The sequence below is a fragment of the Nonomuraea basaltis genome, assembly GCF_005893125.1.
Lineage (GTDB): Bacteria > Actinomycetota > Actinomycetes > Streptosporangiales > Streptosporangiaceae > Nonomuraea > Nonomuraea basaltis.
In genome coordinates this window covers 1-11,801 of sequence record NZ_VCJS01000310.1, presented here as the reverse complement: position 1 = coordinate 11,801, position 11,801 = coordinate 1, and the positions used below count along the sequence as shown (strand labels likewise).

General features: G+C 66.3%; 21 protein-coding genes. 9 read left to right on the top strand and 12 right to left on the bottom strand.

All coding sequences use genetic code 11. The features are described from left to right. The 3 genes from EJK15_RS73790 to EJK15_RS62580 all read left to right on the top strand — a co-directional run. Window positions 1–336 (top strand): hypothetical protein (locus EJK15_RS73790; RefSeq protein WP_206062036.1); only part of this gene is annotated, 336 nt, incomplete at its 5' end. 393 nt (window positions 337–729) lie between these two features. Continuing rightward, window positions 730–1,197 carry a CoA-binding protein gene (locus EJK15_RS62585; RefSeq protein ID WP_138719801.1) on the top strand — a complete coding sequence of 156 codons (468 nt, stop codon included), beginning with the start codon at window positions 730–732 and terminating at the stop codon, window positions 1,195–1,197. A 35-nt stretch (window positions 1,198–1,232) separates the two neighbouring features. Then, a complete protein-coding gene (locus EJK15_RS62580) occupies window positions 1,233–1,931 on the top strand; it encodes a HEAT repeat domain-containing protein (protein ID WP_138719799.1) in 699 nt (232 codons plus the stop codon). Between the two features lie 37 nt (window positions 1,932–1,968). Here EJK15_RS62580 and EJK15_RS62575 read toward each other — a convergent pair whose 3' ends face one another. Continuing rightward, window positions 1,969–2,154 carry a hypothetical protein gene (locus EJK15_RS62575; RefSeq protein ID WP_138719798.1) on the bottom strand — a complete coding sequence of 62 codons (186 nt, stop codon included), beginning with the start codon at window positions 2,152–2,154 and terminating at the stop codon, window positions 1,969–1,971. A 367-nt stretch (window positions 2,155–2,521) separates the two neighbouring features. Then, window positions 2,522–3,118 (bottom strand): PadR family transcriptional regulator, encoded by a 597-nt coding sequence (locus EJK15_RS62570; RefSeq protein WP_138719797.1) that lies wholly within the window; start codon window positions 3,116–3,118, stop codon window positions 2,522–2,524. 64 nt (window positions 3,119–3,182) lie between these two features. Here EJK15_RS62570 and EJK15_RS62565 point away from each other — a divergent pair, with 64 nt between their 5' ends. Both EJK15_RS62565 and EJK15_RS62560 read left to right on the top strand, forming a co-directional pair. Further along, entirely contained in the window at window positions 3,183–3,641 is a 459-nt protein-coding gene (locus tag EJK15_RS62565; RefSeq protein ID WP_138719796.1) for a hypothetical protein, read from the top strand. After that, on the top strand, window positions 3,631–4,032 hold the full coding sequence (locus tag EJK15_RS62560; protein WP_240777981.1) for an FAD-dependent monooxygenase: 402 nt from the start codon (window positions 3,631–3,633) through the stop codon (window positions 4,030–4,032). Before EJK15_RS62565 ends, EJK15_RS62560 begins: the two co-directional genes overlap by 11 nt. A gap of 112 nt (window positions 4,033–4,144) precedes the next feature. Here the strand turns inward: EJK15_RS62560 and EJK15_RS62555 are convergent, their stop codons facing one another. Continuing rightward, on the bottom strand, window positions 4,145–4,327 hold the full coding sequence (locus EJK15_RS62555; protein ID WP_138719794.1) for a hypothetical protein: 183 nt from the start codon (window positions 4,325–4,327) through the stop codon (window positions 4,145–4,147). A gap of 398 nt (window positions 4,328–4,725) precedes the next feature. Next, window positions 4,726–5,058, bottom strand: coding sequence for an NIPSNAP family protein (locus tag EJK15_RS62550; protein ID WP_138719793.1), 333 nt, complete (start codon window positions 5,056–5,058; stop codon window positions 4,726–4,728). Window positions 5,059–5,080: 22 nt separating this feature from the next. Here EJK15_RS62550 and EJK15_RS78200 point away from each other — a divergent pair, with 22 nt between their 5' ends. Together EJK15_RS78200 and EJK15_RS62540 are read left to right on the top strand one after the other, a co-directional pair. Further along, window positions 5,081–5,419 (top strand): glycoside hydrolase family 2 TIM barrel-domain containing protein, encoded by a 339-nt coding sequence (locus EJK15_RS78200; protein WP_138719800.1) that lies wholly within the window; start codon window positions 5,081–5,083, stop codon window positions 5,417–5,419. A gap of 163 nt (window positions 5,420–5,582) precedes the next feature. After that, entirely contained in the window at window positions 5,583–6,386 is an 804-nt protein-coding gene (locus EJK15_RS62540; protein ID WP_206062033.1) for an alginate lyase family protein, read from the top strand. A gap of 104 nt (window positions 6,387–6,490) precedes the next feature. Here EJK15_RS62540 and EJK15_RS72150 read toward each other — a convergent pair whose 3' ends face one another. From EJK15_RS72150 to EJK15_RS62515, 7 genes are all read right to left on the bottom strand, one after another. Further along, the gene (locus EJK15_RS72150) at window positions 6,491–6,889 is read right to left on the bottom strand and encodes a septum formation family protein (protein WP_276615577.1); all 399 of its coding nucleotides are present in this window, start codon (window positions 6,887–6,889) and stop codon (window positions 6,491–6,493) included. Between the two features lie 122 nt (window positions 6,890–7,011). Further along, a complete protein-coding gene (locus EJK15_RS62530; protein WP_138719791.1) occupies window positions 7,012–7,353 on the bottom strand; it encodes a hypothetical protein in 342 nt (113 codons plus the stop codon). A 321-nt stretch (window positions 7,354–7,674) separates the two neighbouring features. Then, window positions 7,675–7,878 (bottom strand): hypothetical protein, encoded by a 204-nt coding sequence (locus EJK15_RS62525; protein WP_206062031.1) that lies wholly within the window; start codon window positions 7,876–7,878, stop codon window positions 7,675–7,677. 43 nt (window positions 7,879–7,921) lie between these two features. Next, on the bottom strand, window positions 7,922–8,146 hold the full coding sequence (locus EJK15_RS72145) for a hypothetical protein (RefSeq protein ID WP_171075290.1): 225 nt from the start codon (window positions 8,144–8,146) through the stop codon (window positions 7,922–7,924). A 458-nt stretch (window positions 8,147–8,604) separates the two neighbouring features. Continuing rightward, window positions 8,605–9,519: an IS982 family transposase gene (locus tag EJK15_RS62520; RefSeq protein ID WP_138719790.1), complete on the bottom strand. Its 915-nt coding sequence runs from the start codon at window positions 9,517–9,519 to the stop codon at window positions 8,605–8,607. 156 nt (window positions 9,520–9,675) lie between these two features. Beyond that, window positions 9,676–9,828, bottom strand: a complete 153-nt coding sequence (locus EJK15_RS72140; RefSeq protein ID WP_171075291.1) for a hypothetical protein — start codon at window positions 9,826–9,828, stop codon at window positions 9,676–9,678. A gap of 168 nt (window positions 9,829–9,996) precedes the next feature. Further along, window positions 9,997–10,617, bottom strand: coding sequence for a TetR/AcrR family transcriptional regulator (locus tag EJK15_RS62515; RefSeq protein WP_138719789.1), 621 nt, complete (start codon window positions 10,615–10,617; stop codon window positions 9,997–9,999). A 74-nt stretch (window positions 10,618–10,691) separates the two neighbouring features. Between EJK15_RS62515 and EJK15_RS62510 the strand changes: the two genes are divergently transcribed. Both EJK15_RS62510 and EJK15_RS62505 read left to right on the top strand, forming a co-directional pair. Beyond that, window positions 10,692–10,979: a hypothetical protein gene (locus tag EJK15_RS62510; protein ID WP_138719788.1), complete on the top strand. Its 288-nt coding sequence runs from the start codon at window positions 10,692–10,694 to the stop codon at window positions 10,977–10,979. Beyond that, window positions 10,976–11,161 carry a hypothetical protein gene (locus EJK15_RS62505; protein WP_138719787.1) on the top strand — a complete coding sequence of 62 codons (186 nt, stop codon included), beginning with the start codon at window positions 10,976–10,978 and terminating at the stop codon, window positions 11,159–11,161. The genes EJK15_RS62510 and EJK15_RS62505 overlap by 4 nt, the downstream gene beginning before the upstream one ends. A gap of 40 nt (window positions 11,162–11,201) precedes the next feature. Here the strand turns inward: EJK15_RS62505 and EJK15_RS62500 are convergent. Further along, window positions 11,202–11,801, bottom strand: a 600-nt coding sequence (locus EJK15_RS62500; protein WP_240777979.1) for a transposase, incomplete at its 5' end; no start/stop codon positions are given.

The window sequence follows — 11,801 nt, the reverse complement described above, 5'->3', positions numbered from 1 at the left end:
TCCCGGTCCCCACCTGACGCCATCACGGACGCCTTTTCCTCATCGCTCACCACGACGGTCTTCAGCCAACGCAGCATGAGGCGGTTTGAAGCCTCCCTCCGCAGGGCGACTTCGAAGGGCCACGACCATCATCATCCGAGCAGCATCGCTCCAGATCGCTCTCCTACATCGAACTCTCCTTCGCGTTCAGGACACACAGCCGCACCCATCAGCCTTGCTGAAATCACCGCGATGCCTGCGGGCTTTGACCTGCCTGGCATGGGTGCTGAAGTGGTGGGCGAGGTCATCTGGCATGCCGAGCACAATCACCAGGTGAAGATCAGGCTCACGCCATAGGTGCTGCTGGGCTGAGACTGCTCAGCGTGTTCAGGACGCTGATGGCCTAGGCGGTCGATGTGGCGGGGCTGGTCGGCAGGGAGGCGTGTCAGGCTGGCGCGTCTTGTAGGGCACGAGCAACGCGGCAGCGGGGATGCCGTGGGCCGGCTCCTCGGCTGGCTCCACGGGCCTCAACGACCTGGGCGGAGATCGCCCCTTCCACTGGTCATAGCGACGAGGTGGGCGATCATCCCCATACCGCGCAACTCCGCCCACTCCTCTGGCGGCCTCGATCGGGGAGGAGGCCGATGTCCGGGCCACGATGGACCTTCGCCTCTAGCCGGGCTCCGGTACCGGCCGATCTGATCGTACGGACAGGGTTCTTCCGGCGTGGAGGAGGTAGCGGTGCCCACGATGAAAGAGGCGGCATCGGAGTTCCTGGCCAAGAAGCGCATCGCGGTGACGGGAGTGTCCAGGAAGCCGCAGGGACATGGCGGCAACGTGGTGTACCAGCGATTGCGCCAGCGTGGCTACGAGGTGTTCGCGATCAATCCCTTCGCCGAGGAGGTCGAAGGCGATCGGTGCTATCCGGACCTCAAGTCGGTCCCCGGCGGCGTCGAGGCCGTGGTGATCTGCACCAGACCGGAGACCGCCGACGAAACCATGCGGGAGTGCGCCGATCTCGGCATCAAGCAGGTGTGGATGCACCGCCTGAACGGGACCGGCAGCGTCTCCCAGACGGCCACCCGGTACGGGCGCGAGCACGGGATCACCGTGCTCGACGGAGGCTGCCCGCTGATGTTCGGTCCGACCGCCGATTCCGGGCACAAGATGATGTGCTTCCTGTTCACCCTGGCCGGCAAGGTCCCCAAGAAGGTGTGAAACGCGTACGCCCTCTCGTGAATTGCGGTGTGCTCATGGACCGTATTGATCAATACCGGGCTGAGTTGCGTGCACTGGCCGCCACCCGGTGGCCGGCCTATCTGCGCGAGCACTCCGGGCTGCCCGGGCCACGCGGCAACATCGAACTCGCCCAAGCCGTCGCCGATACGGGCGACCAGAGCCGCTTCGACGAATTCATCGCGACGGACGACGAATACCTGGTGTTCTGCGGAGTCGTCGGTCTTGGCCGGTTGCTGGCCGAGGGCGCGGGGGCCGAGGTGGAGCGGCGGCTGCGGGGCCACGCCGCCGATCAGCGCTGGCGGGTTCGCGAGGCCGTGGCGATGGCGCTGCAACGCCTCGGCGATGCCGACCTGCCGCGCCTGCTTGAAGTCGTCACCCGCTGGGCCGGCGACGAGAACCCGCTGGTCCAGCGGGCGGCCGCGGCCGGCGTGTGCGAACCCCGCCTGCTGGCGAGTCCGGACGCGGCGGCGTGTGCCATCGAGGTGTGCGCAAGGGCGACGAAGGCGCTGGCCGCCCGGCCGCTGGATCAGCGCGGGAACGCCGACGTGCGGACCCTGCGGCAGGGCCTGGGGTACTGCTGGAGCGTCGCGGTGGCCGCCGATCCGGCGGCCGGCCTGCCCGCCTTCCGCTCCCTGGCCACCGGCGACGACCCGGACGTGGCCTGGATCGTCCGCGAGAACACCAAGAAGGCGCGCCTGGCGAAACTCCTGTGACGGGGCAGGCACCGGCGGCCCGAGCCGGTGGGGACGGTCACGGGTGGACCGCGTCCAGGGTGATCCGGCGCGCGCGGATCCGGACGGTCACGCGGGTTTCGCACTCGCGCTGCTCCTGTGGGTACATGCCGCCGTAGAAACAGGAATGGCGGGTGTACCGCCGGGTGAGGGCGTCCAGGTGGTCGATCGCGCCGGCCACAGGTTCCGCCGAGGACGCGGGCACCGCGACGGCGGAGCCGGCGGTGGTGCCGCGTTGAACCGGAAGACGAGCCGATCTTTGCCCCGGCCTATGGGATGACCAACTTCTATCGACACGGCCCTTGGTGACGCTGCCCGCGGCCATCCGGGGCGCAAACATGATCGCTGTGAACGATCCCGAATGCGTTTGTGATCCCCTAAACAATTTCCCCGGCACCCTGTCCTGCCCACCGGCGCCCCGAGTACCAGGCATGGATCACCAAGTACACGCCCCGCTACGCGGCTGCTGAGAGCGCCGGCGACCCCTTCCTCGCACGTCTCATGCAGGACATGCCCTCCGCCGACGACACCCCCGGTCACGTCGGTGATCGCGGCCCTGCTGCGCACCTCGATCACTCCCGCGCGACCGCAACGGCCTCCAGCGACTCCCGCGACCACGTGAGGCGCCCGGCTCTCAGATCGTCGATCAGCGCGCGGACCCACCGCGTCTCCGCCGCCGTCATCTCGTGCAGGTATTCGGTCTCCAGCATCGTGATGCGCGGCAGCTCGCTGTCGGCCGCCAGGCTCGCTTCGAGCCGCGCCAGCGTCTCGGTGAGAGCGCGCTCGCGGCGGCCGAGCGCGTCGCTCAACTCGTCAGGAAGCAACAGCAGGGCGCTCGACAGCGCCGCGGGGAACTGGGGGAACTCCTGCTTCGGCGTGCTGAGCATCTCGTCCAGCCACTTGCGCAGCGTCGCCTGCCCGTCGTCGGTGATCTCGTAGGTGGTCCGCTCGGGGTACTGCTGGTCACGCCCGGTCTCGCGGATCCTGATCAGCCCGGCCTCGCCCAGCCGGTCGATGGTGCGGTAGAGACCTGCCCGCTGCCCCACGTTGACCACCTGGTCCTTGCCCCACTGCTTGATCAGTCGCTGGATGCCGTACGGATGCAGCGGCTGGTACTGGAGCAGGGCCAGGACGGTCAGGGCGAGCGGCGAGCCACGATCGAGTGCCATACATCGATACTAGCCCCAAAAGAACTAGTTGACAAACAACTAGTATCAATGTAACTATTAAGACATGAACACAGTAGAGCGAATCGACACCGACCACGCCGTCACCAAGCGTCTGGGCAACTGGACCACCGCCGACCGCTTCGAGGTCCGCAACCGCCACGGTCAGACCACCATCGACCTGCGCTCCCCCGATCTGCCCGCGGAGCTCGAGGTCCAGCTCGACCTCGAGCACGGCGTGATCAAGCTGCTCATCCCCGAAGACGCCACGCTGGACCAGTCGGACCTGCGCTGGACCGGAAGGGCCAAGGTCAAGGACCACCAGGCGCCCGAGCAGGGCTCCGCCCGGCGCATCCGCCTGACCGGCACCGCCACCAAGAGCGAGGTCCGCGTCCACCGCGGCGGCGTCGCGATCATCGCCGCGATGATGTCCCACGAGTACGTCGACGACGTCCGCCAGTCCCACAAGAACGGCACCGTGCCCACCGTCGATGACCCGGCGCGCAGGGCGGCGGGTGCCCCATGAACTAAACGAGGTCCCCATACTGATCGTCGGCGGACGATACGCCGGTCTCGCGTCCGCGCTGTTCCTGGCGCACCAGGAAGTCCCGTGCGTACTGGTGGACCGCCACCCCGGCGTGTTCATCCTGGGCAGGGCCCGCGGGATCAACCCGCGCACCATGGAGATCTACCGTCCGCTCGGCCTGGGCCCGCCCGTCAAGGACGCGGTCCGGCCCTTCGAGGAGGAGGGCGGCGTGGCCCGCTGCGCCACGCTCGCGGACGAGTGGCAGTGGCTCCTGGACGAGGACTTCCCCAGGGCGCTGCCCGAGCTGAGCGCGGGCGAGTTCTGCCTGGCCGACCAGAGCACGGTGGAGCCGATCCTGGCCGAGGCCGCCCGCGCCCGGGGAAGCCTTTAGGAGGAAGCGCCCGTGAGGAAGTGGGCGATCGCCCGGAGAACCAGCACGGTGCCGGCGAAGGCGCCGGCGCCGGTGAGAATGGCCTCGGTCGGGCTCGCGCCTCCTTGCAGGATCAGGAGGTAGGCGGCGCGATCGCGACGACGGCGGCCGCGATCGTGATGATCGCCGTCCAGACGGCGCGATTGATGTTCATTGGCCCCCCGCTTGAGCGGTTGTTTGTGATGTGCGGGATGGCGTGCCCATCGCGTGTGATCTTGTACCAAATCTCTCCCGGTTGAGCGTTCGGTTCCTTCATCCTCGCGAAGAGCCAGTCCGCACTGTTCTTGCTCAGCCGGACCGGCTCGACACGCAGGCCGTCGGGCCCCCCTCCAGGTACCGGCCCATCAATCCGCCGCTGCCCTGGCCTCGATCATCTGCGTCAGCCGGTCGACGGACTCCTCCACCGTCAGTGCAACCTCGGCCAACGCCTCGATAGCCTCTTCCGGCGTGTGTCGAACCCGTCCTTCAGCGCCAATGACGCCCCGAGAACCGGCAGGTATTGGCCAGCGATCCTGGCACGCCGCTCGTCCATGCCCTGACATTACGTCGTGCCCCAAACGGCGCAAAGGGGCCAGCCTCTCGCCGCAATGTGGGCCCAGAGCCGACGGAGAGCCCTGGGCCCGCAGCCAGGCCCTCGGCCAAGCCGAGTGAGCCTCATCGCCGCAGGGCTTGTACGGCCTCCGGGGATGCCTCGACCACGATGGTGTGGTAGCTCTCGATGCGCGAGACGATGGCCTCGCGCGGCCCCTGCTGCCACTCCCGGCTGGAGTAGAAGGCTTCCTCCTGCTCTCGGTGCGCCTCGAGCGAGCTGAAGGTGCGGATCAGGTATGCCTCCTCGTGACCGTCCTCATCCACCAGCGACGCACCGCAATCGATCACATCAATGCCGTATTTCTTCACCAGTGGTACGGATTCCTCGCGCATCACCCGGACGAACTCGGCGCGAGTGCCGGGCTTAAGGCGATAGGTGCGAATTTCAAGGATCATGGCGAGAGGCTAGCCCCAAACACTGACATCCTGTGTCAGTTGGACCGGGGGTGGGTGTCGTCGGCGTCCTCGGGGGAATTTCATCCGCGGCTCGCACTACCCCCACCACGAGCAGTTCGCCGCTGAGTGCGACCGCCAGGGCGTGCTGTTCTGGTCGGAGCTGTGCTTCTGGGGTATTGGCGGGGAGAACGCCGAAGGGTTCTGGACCGCCAGTGCCTACCCGCCGCACGAGGCCAACCGCACTGAGTTCGAGGACAGCTGCCTTCGCGCGATGACGGAGATGATCCGCGTCAACCGCAACCACCCCAGCATCGTCGCGTGGAGTACCGGCACGAGGTGTTCCTCAGCGACGACGAGGTGATCCCGCAGGCCAAGGAGCTGACCCGGCGCCTGGTCGAGCTCGTCCACGACCTCGATCCCACCCGGCCGGCCGCGCTGGGCGGCGCGCAGCACGGCGGCTTCGACGAGCTTGGCGATGTGGCCGACTACAACGGCGACGGGGCGTCGCTCTACCACAAGCCGCCGTGGCCCAGCCTGGTCTCCGAGTACGGCAGCGTCATCGAGGACCGCAGTCGTCGTGGCAGCCCAGGCCGCAGGCGACGATCATCCGGGGCGGCACCGGGCAGAACCACAGCATTCTCTACAACGACATCGCGGCGGCGTACCAGAATGCGCTGCGCTGGCACATTCAGGGCAGCTCCGCGCACGGCGACTGCGCCCGCGACATCTGCAACGCCTGGTCGGCCACGCTTACCACCATTGGAGGCAACGCCGACCGGTTCCTGGCCGCCGGCATCTACGGCTGGCAGTTCGCCAACGTCGGTGAGCTGATGCGCGGCCACCCGGGCTTCGATCTAGCGCGCTTCCGGAACATGATGCGCACCGTCTTCTACTCGATGAACGACGACTTCCTGTACGGCGGCGACGACGGTGTCAGCCACAACGGCGGCTGCATCATCAACTACTGGGCGAACTGGGACTTGTGCAACATGGCGTCCGTCATGGCCATCGGGATCCTGTGCGACGACGGCACCATGTTCGACCGCGCCGTGAACTACTTCTACAACGGAGCCTGCAACGGTTCCATCCGCCACGCGGTCCCCTACGTCTACGGCGACCAGGGTCTCGCCCAATGGCAGGAGGCCGGTCGCGACCAGGGCCACACCGTCATGGGCGATGGGCCAGATGGGCGCGATCTGCGAGATGGCCTGGAACCAGGGCACCGACCTCTGCGGCGCCGAGAGCAACCGGTTCATGAAGGCGGCGCAGTACGTCTCCAAGGACAACCTCGGCGAGAATGTGTCGTTCACGAAGTACACCTGGGGTAGCGGCACGAGCTGCGCCTACAACGAGCACACCGCCATCTCCTCCAGCATCGAGGACATGCTTCAGCGCGTCTGGGCCGTTGGCCCCGGCACCCCAGCCCCGGCACTCAGGCGTTCGGATCGGTGATGGTGGCGCAGATCACGCGTTTCTCCTCTGGGCGCCACTGCTCCTTCTCCAGCGGTGCGATGAGGAACTCAATCGGACGCCCGTCCTTTCCTGCCGTGCCTTTGTAGATCTTCAGAAACTCCTTGTCGCAGAAGCTCAACGCGAAGTCATAAACGGGCTTGTGGCCGGGGAAAGCGCCACCGCGCATCTGCCGCGGCAGATCGGTGGCCGCATAGGTCCGGATCTTGTGCGGGCCTTTGCAGTCGACGGTCTGGACCGTACCGTCCCCGCGTGGGATCTGGTCGGTGGCCAGGCATGATCCGTTCGGCAGTGCGGCCAGGGCGAACACCCGGCCAGCGAGCGAGCTCGTTGTGCCCGCCGCAGGACCAGTTCCCTTCACGTCCGGCCCACAGCCGGCGGAGAGCGCGGCCAATGAGATACCGACGGCCAGCAGGGCAAGGGCGCGGGGGCGCCAGGCGCCCCCGCGCCCGCCGCATGAGCCGGCGGGCGCGGAGGACCCCCTCACGGCTTGGACGTGGCGGGGCAGGTGATGTGGCCGTAGGGCGTGTCCTTCTTGTCACCGTTCATCTGCAGCTTGCTGTCGTTGTCGGCGTACCAGTAATAGGTCTTGGTGTTGTTCTCAATGCTGCGGGTGATGTGGTGGATGTAGTGCTCACCGGTGGTGTGCTCGTGACCCCACACCTTCGACGGCGCCTCGCCACCCCCGCCGTCGTTGATGGTGATCTTGCTGCTTGCACCGCATCGCCGGTCGGCATGGGCGGACTGCGCCGTCGTGGCGAGCAGGCCGGTGGCGGCGACAACCGCCAGCCCGGCAGTCGTCCAGCGGGTCATCGAACGCGACAAGTTCTACTCCTCGGGTTAGGTCTGGCCCGCGCGGCGGGCTGGGCATGATCGTCAGTTTGCATGTCAGCTCTAATTAAGGTCAAGACCTAAATACAGTGAATGAGACCGAGATGGTCCAACTCCAGTCGAATCCCGTGGTTCGGCTCGGGGAAGCTCACCTTGACCCGCCGGAAACCGGCGCGTGCTCCGCACACTCGAGGTGCGTGCGATCGCCGAAAGCTTTGGCCTGGCCTCCAACACCCCAGCCAAACTGATCGCGGCCACCACCTGCCTTTGCTCATATTCGGCGAGCGCTCGGTAAACGCTGGCCACGCTGGGGTTTCACCCTTTGCATTGGCCGGTTCCGATGATCAGGCCGGAGCGGATGGCTTCAACGGATTCGCCGACGGCGCGGCGGCGGAGCACGGTGTGCAGCATCTCGTCGGTGATGGCAGGCGGGCGGGCGGCGTGCTTGCCCTTGCGGGCAGCAGCATCAAGGCCCTCCAGGGCGGCTTCGTGGACGTTCTCGCGTTCGGTCTCGGCCATCGCGGCGAAGAAGCCTAGCCAGGATTCGGCCCAGACCGGATTTTCATTTGTCTCCTGACCGGGGAATCTCGGCGGTCTTGCCGAGCGGCCCCGGCAGCATCCGGCCGTGGTTGGCGCAGTCGACCTCGAGGACGTGCGGGCCGCCGCGGTGGTGGAAGGAGGGGCCAACTACTTTGCCCGCCGGTGGCGAGGTTGAAGCCGTGCGGGTGGTGATGTAGAAGGCCTCCTCGGCGCCGAGCATCGCGTCAGTGTCTCGCTCGGCGATCATTGAGGACGCCACCGCCTGCCATACCGGCGATGTTGGGGAGAATGTGGGCTGGACGAGGTCATCGCTCGATCCCCGCTATTGGGACGCGGTGGCGCTCGACGGTGGCAAGGCTTGCGGAGCGCGAGGGTCTCCCACTCGGCGAATACGCCGTCCTTGTTCCCGGGCCGGTGCCGCCACAAGGCGCGAAGTCCTCGCCCCTACGTCTGGCCGGAGTTGACCTACGAGGAAGCGGTCGTCGCCCTGGGCATCCCGGTGGGCACGGTGCGGTCGCGCGTCCGCGACTGCAAGCACCCTGAGGGATCGAAAGCCAGCTGCGCAATCTCGACGTGCAGGCGGTCGTGACCCTCCTGCCGACCGGCAAGCAGTGAACATGGCCGCCCGCTTCCGGGTCGCGACCGGCCTGCTGGCACGCTGCGAGATCGTGCCTAGATGATTGATTCCTGGGGGTGTGGTGACCGTTAGTGATCGTAGGCGACCAGCGATCGCTTGATCGGTTGGCCAGTCTGCTCGTTGTGCCAGATCACGGCGGTGAGGGCCAACAGTCGGGCCGCGACGCGGGCAGTAACGCCCGCCACGGTCCTTCCGGCATGTCGCTCCAGATCAAGCTGCCCCTTGAGGGTCTGATTGATCGACTCGATGCACTGCCGCCACGGCTTGAGGAACCGCCGACCTGCCCGAGGAGCCTCGCCCTTACGGGCAGGGCGGAGCAGAACGAGGTCACGGCCGGTGAGGTCGGCCTCGAACTCCCGGCCGAAGTAGTTCTTGTCTCCCATGATCTTCTGCCCGGGCCGGGCGGCCACCACCGCAGCGTCCACCTCCAGCATCCCTGCCGGCACGTCACGCTCATCGGCCTTGGCGCCGCTCAGCGCGAACATGATCGGTAGCCCGGACAGGGTGCAGACCAGGTGCAGCCGCAGGCCCCAGAAGAACCGCGAGTGTGACGCGCAGTAGCCGTACTCGGCCCACCCGGCCAGGTCGCTGCGCAGCACTGTCTCCCGGGAAGCGCCACACGGCACCGGGGTGGAATCGACCACCCACAGGTCATCCCACCACAACGCCGTCTGCGCCGCCATGAACCGGATCATCGTCATGAGCAGCGGAGCGGCCTTGCGTAACCGCTTGTTATAGCCGGACTGGCCGGGCATGCCGGGGAACAGGCCGCGAAACTCCACCCGCACCCGGCGCACCCAGCGCCGCTCCGACGGCTCGCTCAGCAGGGCAGACATCACTGCCAGCGTGACGACCTCGGCGTCACTCAACGTGAGATCGAACCCACCAGGCGGCCGATCAGGAGCCAGCCGCAGATAGGTCTTCAGTGTCTCGTCGGTGAAGAAGTAGAGTGCCGTCGCGAGGGTGTTGAGATCGTCTGTCACGAGAAGATCTTCGACACCCTCGCCCTCTTTCCACAGGCGATCGCCTGGAATCAATCATCTAGCGGTCCCACGATGCAGGAAGGTTCAGGGGCGGCATCGGCGGCTAGGGTATCCCGCTGACGGTGTTGTGGTTCTTCCTCTGCTTCCTCTGCTTCCTCACGTCCGCACGATCACGAACGATTTGATCATCTGCCATGCCTCCATGGCGCTGCCTTCGATGAGCCTGCCAGCACCAATGGAGTACTCTTGCCCATCCGCGGGATCGGCGACCTTGAAGGTCGTGACTGCTATACCCCCGTCGTCCAGCACCTCGAGGAATTGTCAAGACCTGTGGATCGCGATCTTGGGAGGCTGTCAGTGTGATCCCGTATCTCGGGTCTCTCGTTCGATGTACTTTGCCGCTGGGGTGCAGGCGCGGAGGTCGACGTGTGGGGTGGGTGTCCGTTCGTCGTACGGCAGCAAGCCTGGGCGGTTTGATTAGCTGATCAGTTCGTCGAGGTGAGCCTGAAGGACCTTGACGCAGGTCTGTGGGCTGAGGATGTCCGGGTGCAGCACCGTGTTGAGGCTGAGTCCGTCCAGCAATGAGCTCAAGCGTTCGGTCTCGGTGTCGATGTGCAGGTCAGGCCGAAGTGTTCCCCCGTCCTTCAGGCGGATGAGAATCCGCCTGACAAGGGCCCTGGTGCCGGCAGCGGACTTGTGGGCGAGCTCGTCGTCGATGGCGGGATGGGTTCTGGCCGCCGTGACGAAGTCGAGGAAGACCGCGACCTCGGCGCGACGGGTTTCATCGAGGGGGAGCAGCTCAGCGAGCAGGTCCCCGGGCAGGCGCTGTCGTTGTGCCTGGGTAAGGGTGTTCACATCTCCCAGGTCGTCGATACGGCGGAGCAGCCGATCACTGACCCGGTCCAGCATCGCCTGCATCGCGAACCGCATGAGCTCCTGTTGGTTGGCGAAGTAGTGCCGTAGGGAACCGATGTTGAGGCCGGCTTCGTCTGCGATGGCTCGCAGCGACGCCCGCTGCAGACCGTCGCGGAAGGCGACTCTGAACAGCGCGTTGACAACATCACTGCGCCGGGCGACCGGATCTACCTGCTTGGGCATGGTCCCTTTGTATCACTGCCGTGATATCTTCTTTTTATCACAGCAGTGATACAAAGAATGTGGAGGAGAACCCCGTGGAAACGATGCTTAACCTGCTGCTCATCAGGTTCGGCGTGATCGTGGGCGCCCTCGTGGTGCTCGCCCTGATCGTGTTCGCCGTTGCCGTGGCGCTTAAGCGTCGGGGCAGGATCGACCAAGCCCGCCGATATGCCGAGCCTGTAGCCCGCGCCATCGTCCAGCGCCTGGACCGCGATACCTCACACTCCCGGCCCGGCGCACCCCGCGGGAGCCTGGCCGGTAATGCGGCCAGGGCCGCCGCCCGTTACCTCGCCGAGGATCGGCGCGGGAACGGTGGCCGATGACCGTCGGCCTGCTCCACGTGCTGTCGGCCGGAAATGAAGGGTCCGAGCTCCTTGACCACCTGCTATTCGACTTCCTGATCAAGGGGGTCATCGTGGTCATCGCCCTGCTCATCCTCGCGTTGGGCATGCGGGCCATCTGGAAGAAGATCGGAAAGGGCGACACCCGCAGCTATGACCGATGAGGCACTCTGACCGGGTGCGGAACCCGTCACCCAAGGTCGTTTAGGCGGCTCTCGCCGAGGTGACCTCTTCGGGGCGTTCGACGAGCTTGCCCTTGCGGAACTTCGCCTCGGCGCGGACCAAGGCGACCAGGTGGGGTGCGTTGACCGCGCGCCAGCGCTTCTGCGCCGACTCGATCAGCTTGAAGGCCATCGCCAGGCCGGCCGCGCGCGAGCCCGGCCCCTTGGTGACCTTGGTCCGGTGGCGAACGGTGGCGAAGGTGGACTCGATCGGGTTGGTCGTGCGCAGATGCACCCAGTGCTCGGCCGGATAGTCGTAGAAGGCCAGCAGTTCGTCGAGATCGTCGATGACCTTGGCGACGGCCTTGGGATACTTGGCGCCGTAGGCGGCCTGGAAGTCCTTGACCGCGGCCAGGGCGTGATCCTTGTCCTCGGCGTTCCAGATCTCGGCCAGGTGCTTCTTGGCGCCCGGGTGGGCGGACTTCGGCAGCGCCCCGAGCGTGTTGGCGATCTTGTGAGGCCGTAAGGAAATAAGGCGTTGCTTTGTGATCTTCGGCTCGTTGGGAGGATATGGCCATTCCGAGCGAGGTCCGCGAGCAACTCTCGGTGAAGTTCGATGTGCTGCTGCCCCATCTGAACGAAC